The 19,491-nt window shown below is 71.1% G+C and carries 16 protein-coding genes; 5 read left to right on the top strand and 11 right to left on the bottom strand.

What is annotated here, in order from left to right; genetic code table 11:
* Positions 1 to 10: 10 nt before the first annotated feature.
* From NVS89_RS08945 to NVS89_RS08920, 6 genes are all read right to left on the bottom strand, one after another.
* Positions 11 to 805: a LolA family protein gene (locus NVS89_RS08945; RefSeq protein WP_258732263.1), complete on the bottom strand. Its 795-nt coding sequence runs from the start codon at positions 803 to 805 to the stop codon at positions 11 to 13.
* A 129-nt stretch (positions 806 to 934) separates the two neighbouring features.
* The gene (locus tag NVS89_RS08940) at positions 935 to 3,646 is read right to left on the bottom strand and encodes a DNA translocase FtsK (protein WP_374114545.1); all 2,712 of its coding nucleotides are present in this window, start codon (positions 3,644 to 3,646) and stop codon (positions 935 to 937) included.
* A gap of 39 nt (positions 3,647 to 3,685) precedes the next feature.
* The gene (locus NVS89_RS08935) at positions 3,686 to 4,924 is read right to left on the bottom strand and encodes an aminotransferase class I/II-fold pyridoxal phosphate-dependent enzyme (protein WP_258732262.1); all 1,239 of its coding nucleotides are present in this window, start codon (positions 4,922 to 4,924) and stop codon (positions 3,686 to 3,688) included.
* 521 nt (positions 4,925 to 5,445) lie between these two features.
* Positions 5,446 to 6,810: an ammonium transporter gene (locus tag NVS89_RS08930; protein WP_258732261.1), complete on the bottom strand. Its 1,365-nt coding sequence runs from the start codon at positions 6,808 to 6,810 to the stop codon at positions 5,446 to 5,448.
* 48 nt (positions 6,811 to 6,858) lie between these two features.
* Entirely contained in the window at positions 6,859 to 7,197 is a 339-nt protein-coding gene (locus tag NVS89_RS08925; RefSeq protein ID WP_163075252.1) for a P-II family nitrogen regulator, read from the bottom strand.
* A gap of 301 nt (positions 7,198 to 7,498) precedes the next feature.
* Positions 7,499 to 8,419 (bottom strand): acyl-CoA thioesterase, encoded by a 921-nt coding sequence (locus NVS89_RS08920; RefSeq protein ID WP_258732260.1) that lies wholly within the window; start codon positions 8,417 to 8,419, stop codon positions 7,499 to 7,501.
* Positions 8,420 to 8,571: 152 nt separating this feature from the next.
* Here NVS89_RS08920 and NVS89_RS08915 point away from each other — a divergent pair, with 152 nt between their 5' ends.
* The gene (locus NVS89_RS08915) at positions 8,572 to 9,834 is read left to right on the top strand and encodes a ubiquinone biosynthesis hydroxylase (protein ID WP_258732259.1); all 1,263 of its coding nucleotides are present in this window, start codon (positions 8,572 to 8,574) and stop codon (positions 9,832 to 9,834) included.
* A 2-nt stretch (positions 9,835 to 9,836) separates the two neighbouring features.
* Here NVS89_RS08915 and NVS89_RS08910 read toward each other — a convergent pair whose 3' ends face one another.
* Positions 9,837 to 10,067 carry a Trm112 family protein gene (locus NVS89_RS08910; protein ID WP_258732258.1) on the bottom strand — a complete coding sequence of 77 codons (231 nt, stop codon included), beginning with the start codon at positions 10,065 to 10,067 and terminating at the stop codon, positions 9,837 to 9,839.
* 120 nt (positions 10,068 to 10,187) lie between these two features.
* Between NVS89_RS08910 and NVS89_RS08905 the strand changes: the two genes are divergently transcribed.
* Positions 10,188 to 10,862 (top strand): GntR family transcriptional regulator, encoded by a 675-nt coding sequence (locus tag NVS89_RS08905; protein WP_258732257.1) that lies wholly within the window; start codon positions 10,188 to 10,190, stop codon positions 10,860 to 10,862.
* Between the two features lie 15 nt (positions 10,863 to 10,877).
* Here the strand turns inward: NVS89_RS08905 and NVS89_RS08900 are convergent, their stop codons facing one another.
* Positions 10,878 to 11,681 carry a gamma-glutamyl-gamma-aminobutyrate hydrolase family protein gene (locus tag NVS89_RS08900; RefSeq protein ID WP_258732256.1) on the bottom strand — a complete coding sequence of 268 codons (804 nt, stop codon included), beginning with the start codon at positions 11,679 to 11,681 and terminating at the stop codon, positions 10,878 to 10,880.
* A gap of 235 nt (positions 11,682 to 11,916) precedes the next feature.
* Here NVS89_RS08900 and NVS89_RS08895 point away from each other — a divergent pair, with 235 nt between their 5' ends.
* The 3 genes from NVS89_RS08895 (at position 11,917) to NVS89_RS08885 (ending at position 14,200) form a co-directional block, all read left to right on the top strand.
* A complete protein-coding gene (locus tag NVS89_RS08895) occupies positions 11,917 to 12,438 on the top strand; it encodes a prolyl-tRNA synthetase associated domain-containing protein (protein ID WP_258732255.1) in 522 nt (173 codons plus the stop codon).
* 77 nt (positions 12,439 to 12,515) lie between these two features.
* Positions 12,516 to 13,445, top strand: a complete 930-nt coding sequence (gene trxA, locus NVS89_RS08890) for a thioredoxin (protein ID WP_258732254.1) — start codon at positions 12,516 to 12,518, stop codon at positions 13,443 to 13,445.
* 83 nt (positions 13,446 to 13,528) lie between these two features.
* Complete coding sequence (locus NVS89_RS08885; protein WP_258732253.1) at positions 13,529 to 14,200, top strand: LON peptidase substrate-binding domain-containing protein; 672 nt, start codon at positions 13,529 to 13,531, stop codon at positions 14,198 to 14,200.
* Between the two features lie 76 nt (positions 14,201 to 14,276).
* Here NVS89_RS08885 and NVS89_RS08880 read toward each other — a convergent pair whose 3' ends face one another.
* Genes NVS89_RS08880 through NVS89_RS08870 form a run of 3 tightly spaced genes read right to left on the bottom strand, consistent with a single transcriptional unit; the run spans position 14,277 to position 19,380 of the window.
* On the bottom strand, positions 14,277 to 17,477 hold the full coding sequence (locus tag NVS89_RS08880; RefSeq protein WP_258732252.1) for an efflux RND transporter permease subunit: 3,201 nt from the start codon (positions 17,475 to 17,477) through the stop codon (positions 14,277 to 14,279).
* A complete protein-coding gene (locus tag NVS89_RS08875) occupies positions 17,477 to 18,736 on the bottom strand; it encodes an efflux RND transporter periplasmic adaptor subunit (RefSeq protein WP_258732251.1) in 1,260 nt (419 codons plus the stop codon). Before NVS89_RS08875 ends, NVS89_RS08880 begins: the two co-directional genes overlap by 1 nt.
* Positions 18,733 to 19,380, bottom strand: a complete 648-nt coding sequence (locus NVS89_RS08870) for a TetR/AcrR family transcriptional regulator (RefSeq protein ID WP_258732250.1) — start codon at positions 19,378 to 19,380, stop codon at positions 18,733 to 18,735. Before NVS89_RS08870 ends, NVS89_RS08875 begins: the two co-directional genes overlap by 4 nt.
* Positions 19,381 to 19,491 lie beyond the last annotated feature (111 nt).

Below are 19,491 nucleotides of genomic sequence, written 5' to 3'. Positions count from 1 at the left end.
CGCCTCGGCATCAATCGCGGTTGATGACGAACAGCATCGGGTCGGGACGATCCGTGGTGTTGAGGTTCGAGACCGCGACCGTGGTGTCGTAGCCCTGCGGGTCGGTCACCGTCCACTGCTTGAGCTGCATGGTCTTGGCGTCGAACATGATCATCAGCCGGTAGGTGCCGACCATGGGCTGCTTCTCCTCCAGCACCACGGTGGCGAACACGTCGTCCTGGTAGACGCCGGTGACGTTGGCGTTGCGCGCGAGGTTGAAGTTCTCCGCCAGCAGGAAGCGCAGCGGCGTCGCCGAGAGCGGGGTGATGTCCTGCGTCTTCAGCCGCTTGTCGCGCACCGCCACCGAGCGCCCGTCGGCGACCAGCTCGATCGGGCTCGGCGGGTCGTATTCGAACAGCACGCGGCCGGGCTTGAGCAGGTAGAACTGGCCCTGGCGGCGGGTGCCGTCGGGGTCGACCTGCACGAAATTGCCGCTCATCGCCTTGAAGCTGTTGAAGTACTGGTTGATGCGCTGGACCGTGTTCGCCGCCGCGCCCTGGCCGGCGACGGTCGACATCTGGATGTTGGGGTCGGCGCCCGGCGCGGCGGCGGTCGCCTGGGCCTGAACCTGCGCCTTCGGCTTGGCCGGCGTGCTCTGCGCCATCACGGCCGCCGACGGCTTCTTCGGCGGGGCGAAGGGCGGGGGCACCTGCGCGTGCGCAGGCAGGCCCGCGGCGGCCAGCAGGCAGGAAACTGCGCAGGCGGTGAGCAAATGGCGCATGAGGCCCTCTCGCTGGCGCGCACGGCGCGAATCGTCGAAATCCATCGTCAAGGTCTTCTAGCCGGTAGCGGCCCGCTGTGGCGATCCTGTGGCCCGCACCGCCGGCATGGACGCAAGGTCAGCCCGGCACCGGCCGGGCGGACGCAGCCTGCATGCGCGGCTGTCGGCACGCCATCAACGCTCGTCGGCACCGGTCGGTTCGATCAGGATCTCGCGCTTGCCGGCATGGTTGGCCGGGCCGACCAGCCCCTCATGCTCCATCCGCTCGACCAGCGAGGCGGCGCGGTTGTAGCCGATCTGCAGCCGGCGCTGGATGTAGGAGGTGGAGCACTTCTTGTCGCGCATCACCACCGCCACCGCCTGCGAATAGAGATCGCCTCCCTCCTCGCCGAAGGAGCCCTTGTCGAACACCGCGCCGTCCTCGCCCTCGCCGTCGAGGTCGGCCGTGACCTCCTCGACATAGTCGGGCGCGCCCTGCGTCTTCAGGTGGTCGACGATGCGCTCGACCTCCTGGTCGGAGACGAACGGGCCGTGGACGCGCGAGATGCGTCCGCCGCCGGCCATGTAGAGCATGTCGCCTTGGCCGAGCAGCTGCTCGGCGCCCATCTCGCCGAGGATGGTGCGCGAGTCGATCTTCGAGGTGACCTGGAAGGAGATGCGGGTCGGGAAGTTGGCCTTGATGGTGCCGGTGATGACGTCCACCGAGGGACGCTGCGTCGCCATGATGAGGTGGATGCCGGCGGCACGGGCCATCTGGGCGAGGCGCTGGATCGCGCCCTCGATCTCCTTGCCGGCGACCATCATCAGGTCGGCCATCTCGTCGACCACGATCACGATGTAGGGGAGCGGGGAGAGGTCCATCTCCTCGCGCTCGTAGATCGCCTCGCCGGTCTCGCGGTCGAAGCCGGTCTGCACCGTGCGCACGATCGTCTCGCCCTTCGCCATCGCCTCGATGACGCGGGCGTTGAAGCCGTCGATGTTGCGCACGCCGACCTTCGACATCTTCTTGTAGCGCTCCTCCATCTCGCGCACCGCCCATTTCAGGGCGACCACCGCCTTCTTCGGGTCGGTGACGACGGGGGTGAGGAGGTGCGGGATGCCCTCATAGGTCGAGAGTTCCAGCATCTTGGGGTCGATCATGATCAGGCGGCACTGCTCCGGCCGGTGCCGGTAGAGCAGGCTCAGGATCATGGTGTTGATGGCGACCGACTTGCCCGAGCCGGTGGTGCCGGCCACGAGCAGATGCGGCATGCGGGCGAGGTCGACGATGACGGGGTCGCCGCCAATGGTCTTGCCGAGCGCGATGGGCAGCTTGTAGGCGGCCTCGCCGAGGTCCTTGGAGGACAGGATCTCGCGCAGCAGCACCTTGTCGCGCTTGGGGTTGGGCAGCTCGATGCCGATCGCGTTCTTGCCCGGGATCACCGCCACGCGCGCGGAGATCGCGCTCATCGAGCGGGCGATGTCGTCCGACAGGCCGATGACGCGGCTCGACTTGATGCCGGGCGCCGGCTCCAGCTCGTAGAGCGTGACCACCGGGCCGGGACGCGCATTGACGATGGCGCCGCGCACGCCGAAATCCTCCAGCACCCCCTCGAGGTCGCGGGCATTGTCGTCCAGCACATCGCGGGGCAGGGCGGGGCCGGCGCGGCCGGCCGGTGCGGTGAGCAGGTCGAGCCCCGGCGGCTGGTAGCGCCGGCGCGCCTCCTCCGCCATGGCGCGCCCGCCCTTGATCGAGCGCAGCGGCGGGCGGCGCTTCGAGCGGCTCGGCGGCGGCGCAGGCGGCTCCTCCTCGTCCTCGTCGAACGGCGTGTCGTCGGAAGCGTAGCCGGCAAACTCCTCCTCGTCCTCGATATCGGCGGCACCGAAGCTCGGCTCCATCCGGCCGCCGCGCGCAAAGCCTTCCTCCTCCTCGTCGAGGCCGGACAGGCCGCGCAGCCGGGCGGAGATGCCCGGGCGGGACGCGCCATAGGTGCGGCGGGCGCGGGCCGGCATCAGCCGGGCCTTCAGCGACAGCAGCCAATGGGTCGCCATGCCGAGCGCGACCCCGAAGCGGCCTGTCTCCTCGTCTCCCTCGTCATCGTCATCGGCCTCGAAGACGTCCTCGTCCTCTAGCCCGGCCGGCGCCTTCAGCCCGATGCCGACCGCGATCGGCAATCCGATCACGGCGCCGAACAGGCAGATCCCGCCGACCACCGCGTAGTCGAAGCCGCTGAGCCAGGTGGAGCGCAGCGCGTCCGGCACGGCAAGCACCGCCTCGCCCATCACCCCGCCGAGCCCGCTCGGCAGCGGCCACGCCCCGAAACGCGGCAGGCAGGCAGCGAAGCCGGCGGCGCAGACGACGCCGACGATGCCGGCGACGAGCCGCGCCCGTCCCCGGCGCGGGCGGCGATGGGTCAGGATCAGCCAGCCCCAGATGCCCATCGGCAATACCACCGCCACCGCGGCGACGCCGAAGAGCTGCATCAGCAGGTCGGCGATCGCCGCGCCCGGCAGGCCGAGCAGGTTGGCCGGCGCCGAATCGCTCGAGCGCGAGAGGCTCGGATCGTTGACCGACCAGGTCGCGAGCGCGACGAACAGCAGCGCGCAGACCACGAGCAGCACGAGGCCCGCCAGCTCGGCGAGCCGCCGGCGCAGCGCGCCGCGCACCTCCTCGGGCAGGAAGGCGCCCATGCGGGCGAGGGATCGGCGATCGGCCGCCGAGGGCTCACGCGCCGCGCGGCGGGCGGCCCGCGCCCCGGCGCTGCCGCCCGATTTGCCCAATGCCGGTTTGCCCGGCGCCTTGCCGCCGAGCTTGGCCGACGCGCCGGCGCCCTTGCCGGAAGCCGTCCGCGAGGCGGAGGCGCGTCCGGGACGGGCGCTGACGCTCTCGTCCCGTGGCGTCCGCATGGTCTGTGCCTGCCGCCCCATACTTCCCCCTTCGCGTCGTCAGCTCAGCCCCGCCAGGAGGCGTGGCAGCGCCGCCTGCGTGGTCTCGACATCCTGCACCAGCGCGATGCGCAGATAGTTCTCGCCGGGATTGCGGCCCTGCGCGTCGCTGCGGCACAGATAGCCGCCCGGCACGGTGCGCAGGCCCTCGCGCTCCCACAGCCGGCGCGCCGCTTCTTCGCCGCCGCCGGCCGAAGCCACGTCGAGCCACAGGAAGAAGCCGCCATCGGGCCGCTCATAGCCGAAGCGGCCGGCGAGCACGCGGTCGGCGATGTCGAACTTGGCGCGGTAGAGGTCGCGGCTCGCGCTCACATGCGCCTCGTCCGCCAGCGCGGCGATGGCGACGTGCTGCAGCGGCTCGGGCACCTGCGGCGCGGCGACGTTGCGGAACTCGGCGAAGGCGGCCATGAAGGCCGCGTCCCCGGCGCAGAAGCCCACCCGGAGACCGGGCAGGCTGGAGCGCTTCGACAGCGAGTTGAAGGCAACCACGCCGGCATGGTCCGGCCCCGACACTTCCAGTATGCCGGTGGGCGGCGCGTCGCCGAGCCAGATCTCGGAATAGCATTCGTCCGCGAACACCATCACCTCATGGGCGCGGCACAGCGCGACCAGCCGCTCCAGATAGGCACGCGGGGCGATGGTGCCCTGCGGATTGGCGGGCGAGGCGAAATAGAGTGCGATGGCGCGGCCCATCAGCTCGGGTGTCAGCGCGTCGAGGTCCGGCAGCCAGCCGCCCCCGGCGGGCAGCGGCAGGGCGAAGCTCTCGCAGCCCGCCGCCTCCGCCCCGGCGCCATAGGCGGCGTAGAACGGGTTGGGCAGCAGCACCAGCGGCGCGCCGCCGGCGAGGCGCGCGAGCTTGGCGGGCGAGGCGAGGCGGCGCGCCATCGTCGCCGCGAAGAACAGGCCCTCGCGCGAGCCGTTGAGCACCAGCACCTCGCGCTCCGGGTCGAGCGGGCGGGAAAGCGCGTAGCGCCGCCCGAACCAGTCGGCGGCGGCAGCGCGGAACTCGGGCAGGCCCTTGCCGGCGGGATAGCGCCCGAAACCGTCGAGATGGCCGGCCAGCACCGACCCGACGAAGTCCGGCATGGCATGGCGCGGCTCGCCCACCGCCAGGCTCAGCGCCGGCTTGCCCGGCGTCAGCCCGGCGAGCAGCTCGGTGAGCCGCACGAAGGGCGAGCGCGCGGCCGGGCCCGGATCGGGCGCCGCGGAGGGGGCGGGCTGGAGGGCTGGCTCTGACACTCGGAACGATCTCGCCATGTCCGCACGGAGCGGGGTTCGCCCGCACCATAGCGGGGCTGCGGTAAAGGCGCCCTTAACCATGGACGAACGATGGCAGGCGAGGCGGCAGGTGGGGACGACGGCGTGGCGCGGCGCGGAGGGATCAGTCTAAGCGCACGGCGCCGGGACGCCATCACCCCGTACGAACGCCGCCGGGCAGGCCGTCGGCCGGGAGCGGCGATCCGGGCCGGGCAAACGGGCGCGCGCGGGCGCCTTGGCGGATCGGCATGAAAGCCGGGCCGGGAGCCTCAAACGGGGCGGCTGCACGGCCAGCCCGGCAGATCCAGACCTTCCGCAACCCGCCGGTGACGGCGCGTCCCGCGACCGGCGGTGCCGCGAGTTGTCCCAGCAATGAATCGGCAGCAGGTTTCGCACCGGCCCCCGCAATGAAAAAGACCCCGGCACGAGACCGGGGCCTTGAGGCAGCGGGAAGCTGCGGCGTTCGGAAGGGCCGGGCGCGGCGGACCGCGCCCGGAAGTCGCTCAGCTGTGGTAGGCGCGCTCGCCGTGCTCGACGATGTCGAGACCCTCGCGCTCGCGCTCCACCGAGGGACGCAGGCCGACGACGATGTTCACGATCCAGTAGAGGATCGCCGACAGCACGCCGCACCACACGATGGTGGTGGCGACCGCCTGGATCTGGACCCACACCTGGTGGCCCATCTCGTAGCCGTCGATGCCGGGGCCGCCGAGCGAGGGGGCGACCACGATGCCGGTGCCGATGGCGCCGACGATGCCGCCGATGCCGTGGACGCCGAACACGTCGAGGCTGTCGTCATAGCCGAGCGCGTTCTTCACCGTGGTGACGAAGAAGAAGCAGATGATGGAGGCGACGAAGCCGAGCACGATCGCGCCGATCGGGCCCGAGAGGCCGGCCGCCGGGGTGACGGCGACGAGGCCCGCGACCATGCCGGAGATGGCGCCGAGCATGGAGGGCTTGCCCTTGGCGATCCACTCGATGATGGTCCAGCCGACGATGGCGCCGGCGGTGGCGACGAAGGTGTTCACCAGCGCGAGCGTGGTGCCCGCATTGGCCTCGAGGTTCGAACCGGCGTTGAAGCCGAACCAGCCGACCCACAGCACGCTGGCGCCGACCATGGCGAAGGGCAGCGAGTGGGGAGGCATCAGTTCCTTGCCGAAGCCGGTGCGCTTGCCGATGATCAGGCAGCCGACGAGGCCCGCGATACCGGCGTTGATGTGCACCACGGTGCCGCCGGCGAAGTCGAGCGCGCCGAGGTCGAACAGGTAGCCGCCCGAGAACCAGACCATGTGGCAGATCGGGTAGTAAACCACCGTGACCCACAGGATGCAGAACAGCACGATCGCCGAGAACTTCATGCGCTCGGCGAAGGCGCCGATGATGAGCGCGGGCGTGATGGCCGAGAAGGTCATCTGGAACGCCATGAAGACGTATTCGGGGATCTTCACGCCCTCGGAGAAGGTGTCGGCCAGGCTGTCGGTGTTGACGCCGGCGAGGAACGCCTTGGAGAGGCCGCCGATGAAGGGGTTGCCGTCGGTGAAGGCCAGCGAGTAGCCGTAGAACACCCACAGCAGCATCATCACCGCGCAGATCACCGTGACCTGCATCAGCACGGACAGCATGTTCTTGGCGCGCACGAGGCCGCCATAGAAGAGGGCGAGGCCCGGAACGGTCATGAACAGCACGAGGACAGTGGAGATCATCATCCAGGTGATGTCGCCCTTGTCCACGGTGGCGACGGCGGCGGCGGCCTCGGTGGTGGCCTCCGCGCCGGTCTGCGGCGCGTCCTGCGCGAATGCGGCGGCCGCTACCAGCGCCGTCATCGCCAGCACGGGAAGGCCCGCGCGTATCCAGTTCTTCTTCGTCATGGGTTCAATGCTCCGTGCAATCGGAAAATGTCGGGAGATGGCGCTGGCTCACAGCGCGTCGGCGTCGGTTTCGCCGGTACGGATGCGCACGGCCTGGTCGATCGCGTAGACGAAGATCTTGCCGTCGCCGATCTGGCCGGTCTTGGCCGAGGTGGTGATGGCGTCGATGACCTTGCCGACGTGATCGGACGCGACCGCCACTTCGATCTTGAGCTTCGGCAGGAAGCTCACCGCGTATTCGGCGCCGCGATAGATCTCGGTGTGGCCCTTCTGCCGGCCATATCCCTTGACCTCCGTAACAGTCAGTCCGTGCACGCCGATGCCTGTGAGCGCATCCCGGACTTCCTCAAGCTTGAAAGGCTTGATGATAGCCATGACGATCTTCATGGTTCCTGTCCCCGCTTGCCCCCGGACCCTTTGACAGGACCCCCGGGCGTTTCATGTCGGACTCGGCCAGGCAGGTTTTCACAACCCTTCGGTCAAGCCGGGCGTAAGGGAATCAATTCGCGTGCCAACCGCGGTGCGGGCACGGGTTTTCGCCGCTTTTCGGCCGGCCCGGCTCGTGTTCACCCAAAGGTGAGCCGGCTCTGGCCGCGCCGGGGCGCGGCGCGGGAGCTGCCCATTTCTTGGTCGGCGCGAATCGGGTCCCTCGCGTCCCGCCCAAGTTTTGACACATGAAGATTAAAAATTAGGCACGGTCGTCGGACGACGGTATGACAGGACGGATCAGCCCTTCCTGTGCCACGGATGCGACCAGCCGCCCGCCCCGATCATAGACAAGTCCGCGCGCCAGCCCGCGGGCGCCGGAAGCGCTCGGGCTGTCCTGGGCGTAGAGCAGCCAGTCGTCGGCGCGGAACGGGCGATGCATCCACAGCGCGTGGTCGAGGCTCGCCGCCTGGATCCGCGTGCCGAGCACGCTGGTGCCGTGCAGCACCGTGGTCGCCTCCAGCAGCGTCATGTCGCTCGCATAGGCCAGCACCGCGCGGTGCATCGCCGGGTCGTCCGGCAGCGGGCGGCCGGCGCGGAACCAGACGAAGCGGCGCGGTTCGCTGCGCGGCTCGCCGAGCCCGACCGGGCGCAGCTCGATCGGGCGCGGCCGCGTCCAGTAGTCCAGCACCGGCGCGGGCAGGCGCGCCAGCACCTCGGGCGCGAGCTCGTTGATGCCCGGCACCTCCTCGGGCGGGGGCACGCTCCGGTCGAGGTCGAGCTGGTGCTCGAGCCCCGGCTCTTCGCGATGGAACGAGACCGACATGATGAAGATCGGCCGCCCGTGCTGGATCGCCACCGTGCGCCGGGTGGCGAAGCTGCGCCCGTCGCGCACCCGCTCGACCTCGTAGAGGATCGGGATCGAGGGGTCGCCCGCCAGCAGGAAATAGGCGTGCATCGAATGGGCGGCGACGTCGACCGTGCGCTGGGCGGCGACCAGCGCCTGCGCCAGCACCTGGCCACCGAAGACGCGGGTGCGGAACGGCCACGACTCCGGCGGATTCTCGCCCCGGAACAGATTGTCCTCCAGCCGCTCGAGGTCGAGCAGGCCGATCAGCTCGGCGATGCTGGCGGGCGAGGAGGGATCGAGGGCGGGTCGGTCGGCGGTCGGCTCGGTCGGCATGGCGGCTCCGGCTGGTGATGCGGCCGGCGGTGAGCGGAAGGTCGCGGGGCCGGCGCATTGTCCCCACGCCGTAGCTAAGGCATATGATGGCCCCGGCACAATGCACCGAACAGACGGTGCCGCCGAACGGAACGGAACGGAGGCCGGCGGCCATGCGAGCCCCCAAGGGACAGGCGGAGCGGTACGATGCGGTGATCGCCGGCGGCGGCCTCGCCGGGCTCACCCTCGCCCTTGCCCTGCGCCAGGGCCTCGGCGCGGGCGCCCGCCTCGCCATCGCCGATCCCGCCTATGCGGGCCCGCGCGGCGCCGGCGGCCACCTGCCCGCGAGCGCGGATCTGCGCGCCTCCGCCTTCGCCGCCGGGGCGCGGCGCCTGTTCGAGACGCTCGGCATTTGGGAGCGGGTGAGCGCGCTCGCCGAGCCGATCCTCGCCATGGAGATCACCGATTCGAAGCTCGGCGACGCGGCCCGGCCGGTCTTCCTCACCTTCGACGGCGACGTCGCGCCGGGCGAGCCCTTCGCCCACATGCTGCCCAACGCGGCGCTGCAGGACGCGATGACCGAACTCGCGCGCGAGCGGGGCGTCGCCCTAGTTCCCGCCTCCATCGCCGGCTTCGAGGCCGGCGCCAGCGACGTCGCCATCCGGCTCGCCGGCGGGGAAGAAATCCGCGCCAGCCTGCTCTGCGCCTGCGACGGCGCCCGCTCGAAGCTGCGCGCGCTCGCCGGCATCGGCGTGGTCGGCTGGTCCTACGGCCAGTCGGCGATCGTGATGACGGTCGGCCACGAGCGCCCGCATGGCGGCCGCGCTGTCGAGCATTTCCTGCCGGGCGGCCCCTTCGCCATGCTGCCGCTGACCGGCAACCGCTGCTCGATCGTCTGGACCGAGCCCACAGAGACCGCCGGCCGGCTGCTGGAGCTGCCGCCGGTGCTGCTGCTCGACGAGCTGGAGCGACGGTTCGGGCTGGAGCTCGGCGCGATCGAAATCCTCGACCGGCCGAAGGCATTCCCGCTCGGCTTCCAGATGGCGCGGCGCTTCGCCGCCGACCGGCTGGCGCTGCTGGGCGACGCCGCCCATCTCATCCACCCGATCGCCGGGCAGGGCATCAATATGGGCCTGCGCGACGTCGCGGCGCTGGCCGAATCGGTCACCGACGCCGCCCGGCTCGGCCTCGACATCGGCGGGCCGGACGTGCTGGAGCGCTACCAGCGCTGGCGGCGCTTCGATACGCTGGCCATGGGCGTGGCGACCGACGGGCTCAACCGGCTGTTCGCCCAGCGCGCCGACGTGGTGCGGCTGGTGCGCGACGTCGGGCTCGGCCTGGTCGAGCGGCTGCCCTCGTTGAAGAACGTGTTCATCCGCGACGCGGCCGGCATCGCCGGCGCCGCCCCGAAGCTGCTGCGCGGCGAGGCGCTGTAGCTTCAGCGCGCCGCGAGCTCGTCCTCGGTCAGGGTGCGCGCCTCGTCGGCGAGCATGATCGGGATGCCGTCGCGGATCGGGTAGGCGAGCTTGGCGCTGCGCGAGATCAGCTCGCGCGCCTCGCGGTCATATTCCAGCGTGCCCTTGGTGACCGGGCACACCAGGATCTCCAGCAGCTTCGGATCGAGCTCGTAGCCGGCGCGGCCGGCGGGCATGTCGGACTTTTCGGCCATGTGAGTCTCTCTCCAGGTCGTGCCGGCGGGTAGCGCCGCCGATTTGGGCTATATAGCGCTTTACGCTGACAGTCTCACGTCACAGGCGCCGCCTGCCCACCCGCCCTCACCCGCCGGCCGATGGAACCCAATCCGCCCGATCTTCTCCTCGAACCGCGCCTGCCCGGCGAGACCGTGCAGCAATGGGTGTTCCGCCGCCTGCGCCGCAGCGTGATGGCCGGGCGCTTCCCGCCCGGGCAGGCGGTGACGATCCGCGGCCTCGCCGAGGCGCTGGGGGTCTCCGCCATGCCGGTGCGCGAGGCGCTGCGCCGGCTGGTGGCCGAGCGGGCGCTGGTGCTGCTCGACAATCGCCGGGTGCGGGTGCCGGAGATGACCGCCCGGCGCTTCGACGAGCTGTTCGCCGCCCGCATCATGCTGGAGGTGGAGGCGGCCGCCCGCGCCCTGCCGGCGGCCGATGCCGCCCTGCTGCGGCGGCTCACGGCGCTCAACCGCGCCTGCGACGCGGCGGTGGAGGCGGGCGGCACCGAGGCGATGATCGAGACCAACCTCGCCTTCCACGCGGCGCTCTACGGCGCGCGGCCCGACAGCGTGCTGCTGCCGCTGATCGAATCGGTCTGGCTGCAGATCGGCCCCTTCATGCGCATGGCGCTGGCCGATCTCGAGCGGCACTACCCGGTCGACCGCCATGCCGAGGCGCTGGCGGCGCTGGAAGCGGGCGACGAGGCGGGGCTGCGCCGCGCGATCGAGGCCGACATACGCGACGGCATCGGCCATCTTCTGGAAAAGCTCGGCTGACCCGAACGCCGCTCGTCAGACCGCCGCCAGCTCGCGCGCGCCGGCGCGCCGGCCCTCCGCCCGCAGCCTTGCGGCGGCGCCGAAGGCGGTGAACACCGCGCTCGACAGCCGGTCCTGCCAGAACCGCCATTCCGGGTGCCACTGGATGGCGAGGTTGAACCCCGGCGTGTCGGGGACGCGGAACGCCTCGACGGTGCCGTCGTCCGCCCGCGCCTCGATGGCGAGCCCCGGCGCGAGGCGGGCGATGCCCTGCCCGTGCAGCGAGTTCACCGTCCAGCGCGGCGCACCGGCGAGGCTCTCCAGCAGCCCGCCCGGCTCCAGCGCCACCTCGTGCACCGGGGCGTACTGGCCCTCGATATCGAGGCTCGAATCCTCGCGGTGGTCGAAGCGCCCCGGCTGCTCGTAGAGCTTCTGGAACAGCGTCCCGCCCATGGCGACGTTCATCTCCTGAAAGCCCCGGCACACGCCGAACAGCGGCACGCCGCGCTCCAGCGCCGCGCGGATCAGCGGCAGCGAGATGTCGTCGCGGTGGGGATCGGCCGGCAGCGGCGGGTCGTGCGGCCGGTCGCCATAATGCTGCGGGCCGACATTGGAGGGGCTGCCGGGCAGGAAGATGCCGTCGCACAGGTCGAGGATCTCCTCGATCACCACCCGCTCGGGCGTCATGTCGTCATCGACCGCCGAGATGGTGCCGGGCACCAGCACCGGCATGGCCTGCGCCCCGCGCGCGACCGCGTAGATGTATTTCTCGGTGACGCCGTGGACGGTGTGGCCGCCCACCTGCTTGACGTCGCTGATCACGCCGATAACTGGACGCATGATGTCTCGATCCTCAGAACCGTCCGACGATGTGGGATCGGTGCCGGGCGGCTGTCAACCACGGCGAAGGACGCAGGGCATGCGCGGCGCACGCGCCCGCCCTGCGCGGCGGGAAGGAGTCGCGGGCGGGCGGGAGTTGCGCACCAGCCGGGGCCGGCATTAGAACGCGCGGCAACCGACGTGCCTCAGCCGATCCTGCCGCGCCCCGATGCCGCTCAACCCCTCCCGGACGCCGATGCCGCTCTCCCCCGACGACCTGTTCGCCCGCCTCGCCGATCTCGGCATCGCGACCACCACGATCGAGCATCCCCCGCTGTTCACGGTGGAGGATTCGCAGAAGCTGCGCGGCGATATTCCCGGCGGGCACACCAAGAACCTGTTCCTGAAGGACAAGAAGGGCAACCTGTTCCTCGTCGTGGTGGACGAGGAGGCGCGGGTCGACCTGAAGAGCCTGCACGCCCCGCTCGGCGCGGCGAGCCGGCTCTCCTTCGGCAGCGCCGAGCTGCTCGAGGAGGTGCTGGGCGTGAAGCCGGGCGCGGTCACCGCCTTCGGCCCGGTGAATGACGCGGCCGGGCGCGTCACCGTGGTGCTCGACGCGGTGCTGCTGGAGCACGAGGTGATCAACTGCCACCCGCTGGTCAACACCGCCACCACCGCCATCGGGCGCGACGATCTCGTGCGTTTCCTGCGCGCGACCGGCCACGAGCCGGTCATCATGGACGTACCGCGCCGGGCCGACGCGCCGGACGAGGCGTGAGCCGCCGGCGCAGTTGCAATTGCGCGGGCAGGGACCATTTTAGGGCGCGGTAGCGCGCAAGCATTGCGAGGACATCCATGTTGCTGAACCAGCCCGCCAATCCGGCCCAGGACGGCGCCGCCGCGGCCGGCGACGATGTCGTGATCGACGTCACGACCCGGAGCTTCATGACCGACGTCGTCGAGGAATCCCGCCGCCGTCCGGTGCTGGTCGATTTCTGGGCGCCGTGGTGCGGCCCGTGCAAGCAGCTCACCCCGATCATCGAGAAGGTGGTGCGCGAGGCGAAGGGCAAGGTGCGCCTCGCCAAGATGAACACCGACGAGCACCCCTCCGTCGCCCAGCAGCTCGGCATCCAGTCGCTGCCCACCGTCTACGCCTTCGTCAACGGCCAGCCGGTGGACGGCTTCATGGGCGCCCAGCCCGAGACGCAGGTCAAGGCGCTGGTCGACCGCCTGGTCGCGGCCGGCGGCGGCGAGGCGGGCGACATCGCCGACGTGGTGGCGAGCGGCGAGGCGGCGCTGGCCGAGGGCGACCTGATGGGCGCGGTGGAGATCTTCACCGCCGTGCTGGCCGAGGAGCCGGCGAACCTGAAGGCGATCGCCGGCCTCGCCCGCGCCCAGCTCGCCGCCGGCAGCCTCGCGCAGGCCAAGGCCACGCTGGCGCTGGCACCCGAGAGCGCGGCCAACGACGCCACGATCAGCGCCGTGCGCGCGGCGATCGAGCTGGAGGAGGCCGCGGCCGAGCTCGGCGACGTGCGCGAGCTGGCGGCCCGGGTCGAGGCCAACCCGCTCGACCACCAGGCCCGGTTCGACCTCGCTTTGGCGCTCAACGCCCGCGGCAAGCGCGAGGAGGCGGTGGACGAGCTGCTCGCCATCGTGCGCAAGGACCGCAACTGGAACGACGACGGCGCGCGCAAGCAGCTCGTGCAGTTCTTCGAGGCCTGGGGCCCGACCGACGAGCACACCGTCGCCGGACGCCGGCGGCTGTCGTCGATACTTTTCGCCTGAGCCAGCGCCGGCCCGGCACGCAAGCCGGCCGGCACTTCCCGGGGACGCTCCCGGGCAAGACTATCGCGAGCCGGAGGGCATCCATGGCGATCAATCGCCCCTATGGCGGGCCCTCGGAGCTGCCTGGCGTGGTTCCGCTGTTCCCGCTCGACGGCGCGCTGCTGCTGCCGCGCTGCCAGCTGCCGCTCAACGTCTTCGAACCGCGCTACCTCGCCATGGTGGACGCGGCGCTGAAGAACGAGCGGCTGATCGGCATGATCCAGCCGGTCCCCGCGCTCGTGACCACCGCCAATCCGGCGCTGCAGAAGGTCGGCTGCGTCGGGCGCATCACGGAGTTCGCCGAGAGCGGGGACGGGCGCTACCTGGTCACGCTGACCGGCGTCGCCCGGTTCCGGCTGGTCGCCGAGGTGGAGGCGGGCACCCCCTTCCGCCAGGCAGAGCTCGATTTCGGCGACTTCGCCGGCGACTTCACGCCCGATCTCGGCGCCGAGCAGGTCGACCGCGCCGCGCTGCTGCGAACGCTCGCCGCCTATCTCGACGCCAACAAGCTCGAGGCCGACTGGTCGAGCATCAAGGAGGCGCCGAACGAGGCGCTGGTCAATGCGCTTGCCATGATGTCGCCCTTCGGCGCACGCGAGAAACAGGCGCTGCTGGAGGCGCCGAGCCTCGCCGAGCGGGCCGACATGCTGGTCGCGGTGACGGAGATGTCGATGGCGCGCACCGGCGGCGGCGACGGCGAAGGCTCGCTGCAGTAGCGCGCCGCGCCCGGCATTCCGCTCAAGCTCTTGTCTGAAAAGGAAGGCCCGCTCCCGGCCGGGGGCGGGCCTTCGTTCATTCCGCCGCGATGGGCGGCTGGCGGTTCTCCACCGGGTGGGGCATGGCATGCACGGTCGGCAGCACCGCCGCGCCCTGCCCGCCATGCTCGGGCGGCTCGTCGCGCTCGCCGACGAAGCGGCCGAAGATCCGTCCGGTCAGCCGGCCGAGATCGTCCATCAGCGTGAACACCGCCGGCACGAACACCAGCGACAGCACGGTCGAGGCGATGAGCCCGCCGATCACCGCGATCGCCATCGGCGAGCGGAAGTCGGCGCCCTCGCCGAGCCCGATGGCCGAGGGCATCATGCCCGCCGCCATGGCGATGGTGGTCATGACGATCGGCTGCGCGCGCTTGCGTCCGGCCTCGACCAGCGCGGTGGTGCGCTCGACCCCGGCATGCACCGACTCGATGGCGAAATCGACCAGCAGGATCGCGTTCTTGGTCACGATGCCCATCAGCATGAGGAAGCCGATCACCACCGGCAGCGTCATGGCGTTGTTGGTCAGCAGCAGCGCGACGAAGGCCCCGCCCACCGAAAGCGGCAGCGCGATCAGGATGGTGATCGGCTGCAGCACGTTGGCGAACAGCAGAACCAGCACCGCCAGCACCATCATCACGCCCGCGCCCATGGCGGTGGCGAAGCCGCCGAACACCTCGGCCATGATCTCCGCGTCGCCGCTCTCCTTCAGCGAGACGCCGGGCGGCAGGTTCTTCGCCGCGGGAAGCGCGTAGACCTCCTTCAGCGCCTCGCCGAGCTGGGTGTTGCCGGCAAGGTCGCCCTCGATGGCGACGCGGCGCGCGCGGTCGTAGCGGTCGAGGCTGGACGGACCCGTGCCGAAGCTGATCCGCGCGACCGAGGACAGCGGCACCGCCGCGCCCGAGGCGGTGCGCACCTTCAGCGTCTCGAAGGTGCCGAGATTGGCGCGCGCGCCCTCGTCGAGCTGGACCCGGATCGGCACCTGCCGGTCGCCGGCCGAGAACTTGGCGAGGTTCTGCGACACATCGCCGATGGTGGCGATGCGCACGGTCTGGGCGATGTCGGCTACCGAGACGCCGAGCTCGGCCGCCTCGGCGAGCTTGGGCACCACGCGGATCTCCGGCCGCTCCAGCGCCGCCGAGGTGACGACGTTGGTGAGGCCGGTCACCTTGGCGCGGACCTCGCGCTCGAGCTTCAGCGCGGCCTTCTCGACCTGCGCGCCGTCCGAGCCGGACATGATGACGGTGAACTCGCGCTGGCCGGGGCCCGCCCCGCCCGAGGCGCCGAAATTGAAGCGTATGTCGGGGATCTGCGTGAGCGCGTCGCGCATCCGCCCCTCGAACTGCTTCTGGGTCTCGGTGCGGTCCGCGCGCGGCACCAAGTTGACGATGAGGGTCGCCTTGCGCACCTCGCCGGCGGCGTTGGCCGGGCCACCGGTCGAGCCCGAGCCGGCCGTGGCGAACACGCTCGCCACTTCGGGCTGCGCCTTCAGCTCGGCCGAGATCTGGTCGACCACGCGCTGCGTGCTCTGCAGAGTCGCGCCGGGCGGCAGCTCGACCGCCAGCACCGAGCGCGAGACGTCCGAATTGGGAATGAAGCCGGACGGCAGCAGGGTGGAGAGCCACATCGAGCCCATGAACAGCAGGATGCCGCCAGCGACGGTGATGAAGCGATGCCGCACCGAGGCCCGCAGCAGCCGGATGTAGAAGCGCATGATCGCGCCGTCGGTCGCCGGCTCGTGGCCGTGCGCGCGCAGGAAATAGGCCGCCAGCATCGGCGTGAGCAGGCGCGCCACCAGCAGCGAGAACAGCACCGCGACCGCGACCGTGATGCCGAACTGGCGGAAATACTGCCCGGCGATGCCGCCCATGAAGCTGACCGGCAGGAACACCGCGACGATGGTGAGCGTAGTCGCCACCACGGCGAGGCCGATCTCGTCGGCGGCGTCGATGGCCGCGCGATAGGCGGATTTGCCCATGCGCATGTGCCGCACGATGTTCTCGATCTCGACGATGGCGTCGTCGACCAGGATGCCCGTGACCAGCGTCACGGCGAGCAGGCTCACCCCGTTCAGCGAGAAGCCGAGCAGGTCCATGACCCAGAAGGTCGGCAGGATGGACAGCGGGATCGCCAGCGCCGAGACCAGCGTCGCCCGCCAGTCGCGCAGGAACAGCATGACCACGATCACCGCCAGCACCGCGCCCTCGATCAGCGTGTGCATGGCCGATTCATAGTCGGCCTGGGTGTATTTCACGGTCGAATCGATGAGCGAGATCCGCACGTCCGGATGCGCGGCCTCGAGCTTGCGCAGCTCCTCGTCGACGCGCTGGGCGACCACGACGTCGGAATAGCCCTTGGCGCGGTAGATGCCGAACGCCACCACCGGCTTGCCGTCGAGCCGGGCGAAGATGCGCGGCTCGGCGGCGCCGTCGGTGACGGTGCCGAGATCGGCGAGCCGCACCTGGCGCGCCGCGCCGCTGCCGTCCGCGGGCAGCGCGATCCGGGTCTGGGCGAGGTCGGCGACGCTGGTCGCCCCGCCGAGCGTGCGCACCGACTGCTCCTGTGTGCCGATGTCGCCGCGCCCGCCGGCGAGGTCGACATTGGTGGCGGCGAGCGCGCGGTTGACGTCCGCCGCCGTCACGCCGAGCGCGGCCAGCTTGTCGGGGTCGAGCGAGATGCGGATCTCGCGGTCGATGCCGCCCTCGCGCTTCACCTGCGCCACGCCGCGCACGCCCTGCAGCGAGCGGATCACCGTGTCGTCGACGAACCAGGACAGCTCGTCCGGCGTCATGGCCGGCGCCGAGGCGGCATAGGTGACGATCGCCATGCCCTCGACGTCGACCCGCTTGATCAGCGGCTCCTCGATGTCCTGCGGCAGCTCGGAGCGGATATTGGTCACCGCGTCGCGCACGTCGTTCACCGCGCGGTCGACCGCGGTCTCGAGCTGGAACTCGACCGTGGTGAGCGACACGCCCTCGGTGATGGAGGAGGTGATGTGCTTCACCCCTTGCACGCCGGCGATGGCGGTCTCGACCTGCTTGGTGACCTGCGTCTCCAATTCGCTCGGCGCCGCGCCCGGCTGCGTCACGGTCACCGAGACGATCGGCACGTCGATGTTCGGCATGCGCGTGATCGGCAGCCGGTCGAAGGTGTAGAGGCCGATCGCGGTCAGCACCACGAACAGGACGATGGAGGGAACCGGCTTGCGGATCGACCAGGCGGAGATGTTGAGTGCCATCAGGCGCCGCTCCCCGCTTCGTCGGCGAGCGCGACCGGCGTCACCCGGTCGCCGTCGCGCAGGAAGCCGCCCGCGCGGGCGATCACCTTCTCGCCCGCCTTCAGCCCGTCGGCGATCTCGACATAGCCCTCGCCGCGCAGCCCGGTGGTGACGGCGCGCTTGTGCACCACGTCGTCCTCCACCACCAGCACGAAGGTGCCGTCGGCGTCGAACTGCACCGCCGACTGCGGCAGGGCGAGCCCGTCATGGCGGGCCACCTCGATCACGCCGCGCGCATAGGCGCCCGGACGCAGCCGGGGGTCCTCCGGCAGCGCCACCGCGACCCGGGCGAGGCGGGTGGAAGCGTCGACCTTGGCGCCGACGAGGCGGATGGTGCCGTCGAAGGGGGTGTCGAAGCCGGCCGGCGTGACCGCGACCTGCATGCCGACGCGGATGCGCGGCAGCGCCGATTCCGGCACGTCGGCGTCGAGGTCGATGGCGCCGTCGCGCACGATGCGGAACAGCGGCTCGGTGTTGGCGGAGAGCACGATGGCGCCGATGCGCGCCGAACGCGAGGAGATGATGCCGGCCTCCGGCGCCTTGATCTCGGTGTGCGACAGGCGGACCCGGATCTCGTCGCCATTGGCCGCGATCTGCGCCGCCTCGGCCTCGGCCGCCGCCACCGCCTCCTGCGCCGCCGTGACCTGCGCGCTCGCCACCTTGGCGGCGCGCTCACGCTGGTCCAGCACCTCCTGCGAGGTGGCGCCGGTCTTGATCAGGGTGCGCGCACGCTCCACGGAGGCCTCGGCCTCGGTGTTCTGCGCCTGCGCCTGCTCGAGCTGGGCGCGTTGCTGGGCGATGTTCGCCTTGGCCTTGGCCGCGTTCGCCGTGTTCTGCGCCAGCAGCGTGTTCAGCATGTCGCGCGAGAGGCGGGCCAGCACCTCGCCCTTCTCCACATGGTCGCCCTCCTCGACCAGGATGTCGGTGATCCGGTAGCCGTCGAGCTCCGGGCCGACCATGATCTCCTCGCGCGCCACCAGCGTGCCGGTGACGGGCAAGCGGTCGATGACGGTGCGGGTGGAGGCGGGAATGACCGACACGGTGATGCCGCGCACCTCGTCCGGCTTCGGGTCGGCGACCCGGGCCTCGGCCGGTTCGCTCAGCCGCAGCCCTTCGGCGATGCGGTCGCGGAAGGCATAGCCGGCGACGCCGACCACCACAGCGGTCATGGTGAGGGCGAGCGCGATGCGCCCGCGCAGCGAGGGAATCCGTGCGCTCATCGGGTGAGGTCCGAGGAAGGAGGGGCCGCCGGCGGCGCGAGCATGCGCGCGATCAGCTCGCCGAGCAGCGGCATCAGGGTGGCGAGCGGGAGGTCGGGTTCGAGGCGGCTGCGCAGCAGCAGGCCGTCGCCAATGGCGTTGATCATGACCAGCGCGAGGTCGGGATCGAGCGCCGGGTCGACCTCGCCGCGCGCCTGGGCGGCGACGAAGGCGCGGCGGATCACTTCTTCCATCTCCGCCTCGACCTCGTCGAACTTCGCCTTCAGCACCGGGTTGCGCGCGGCCTCGGCGGAAATCTCCGGCGCCAGCTCGACGCAGGCCATCGGCACCGCGCCGGAGAACAGCGCGTCGCCCATCGCGACCAGCCCGGCGACGAAGCCCGGCGCCTGCTCGAGGCAGGCCATCAGGCTCGCCCGCGCGGCGCGCTCCTCCTCGACGATGGCGATGATGATCGCGTCCTTGGACGGGAAATAGCGATAGAGCCCGCCCGGGCTCATCCCCGCCTCGGCGCAGATCTCATGCATCGAGGTGCCGTGGAAGCCGTTGCGCGTGAAACAGGTGATCGCCGCATCCAGCACCCGCCGGTGCGGGTCGGGACGGGACGGCGCCTTGGGCGCAGCGGCGGAGGAGGCAATGGCGGCCATGAAGGCTCCGAGAATGAGAGCGAACGTTCGTTCTCACCTAGATCACGCAGCGGCACGAGTCAAGAACGAACGTTCGTTCGCATTTTTCGGGCGACAAGGCTCGCCGGCCGG

The sequence above is a fragment of the Ancylobacter mangrovi genome (genome assembly GCF_024752355.1).
In the GTDB taxonomy this organism is placed as follows: Bacteria; Pseudomonadota; Alphaproteobacteria; order Rhizobiales; family Xanthobacteraceae; genus Ancylobacter; species Ancylobacter mangrovi.
Note: the sequence above shows the minus strand (reverse complement) of the source record. Positions and strands in the feature narration are given on the sequence as shown.

Excerpts from the sequence above, each read along its gene's own strand:
- NVS89_RS08945 (WP_258732263.1), bottom strand. The coding sequence starts at position 805 with ATGGATTTCGACGATTCGCGCCGTGCGCGCCAGCGAGAGGGCCTCATG.
- NVS89_RS08940 (WP_374114545.1), bottom strand. The coding sequence starts at position 3,646 with ATGCGGACGCCACGGGACGAGAGCGTCAGCGCCCGTCCCGGACGCGCC.
- NVS89_RS08930 (WP_258732261.1), bottom strand. The coding sequence starts at position 6,810 with ATGACGAAGAAGAACTGGATACGCGCGGGCCTTCCCGTGCTGGCGATG.
- NVS89_RS08925 (WP_163075252.1), bottom strand. The coding sequence starts at position 7,197 with ATGAAGATCGTCATGGCTATCATCAAGCCTTTCAAGCTTGAGGAAGTC.
- NVS89_RS08920 (WP_258732260.1), bottom strand. The coding sequence starts at position 8,419 with ATGCCGACCGAGCCGACCGCCGACCGACCCGCCCTCGATCCCTCCTCG.
- NVS89_RS08915 (WP_258732259.1), top strand. The coding sequence starts at position 8,572 with ATGCGAGCCCCCAAGGGACAGGCGGAGCGGTACGATGCGGTGATCGCC.
- NVS89_RS08910 (WP_258732258.1), bottom strand. The coding sequence starts at position 10,067 with ATGGCCGAAAAGTCCGACATGCCCGCCGGCCGCGCCGGCTACGAGCTC.
- NVS89_RS08905 (WP_258732257.1), top strand. The coding sequence starts at position 10,188 with ATGGAACCCAATCCGCCCGATCTTCTCCTCGAACCGCGCCTGCCCGGC.
- NVS89_RS08900 (WP_258732256.1), bottom strand. The coding sequence starts at position 11,681 with ATGCGTCCAGTTATCGGCGTGATCAGCGACGTCAAGCAGGTGGGCGGC.
- NVS89_RS08895 (WP_258732255.1), top strand. The coding sequence starts at position 11,917 with ATGCCGCTCTCCCCCGACGACCTGTTCGCCCGCCTCGCCGATCTCGGC.
- trxA (WP_258732254.1), top strand. The coding sequence starts at position 12,516 with ATGTTGCTGAACCAGCCCGCCAATCCGGCCCAGGACGGCGCCGCCGCG.
- NVS89_RS08885 (WP_258732253.1), top strand. The coding sequence starts at position 13,529 with ATGGCGATCAATCGCCCCTATGGCGGGCCCTCGGAGCTGCCTGGCGTG.
- NVS89_RS08880 (WP_258732252.1), bottom strand. The coding sequence starts at position 17,477 with ATGGCACTCAACATCTCCGCCTGGTCGATCCGCAAGCCGGTTCCCTCC.
- NVS89_RS08875 (WP_258732251.1), bottom strand. The coding sequence starts at position 18,736 with ATGAGCGCACGGATTCCCTCGCTGCGCGGGCGCATCGCGCTCGCCCTC.
- NVS89_RS08870 (WP_258732250.1), bottom strand. The coding sequence starts at position 19,380 with ATGGCCGCCATTGCCTCCTCCGCCGCTGCGCCCAAGGCGCCGTCCCGT.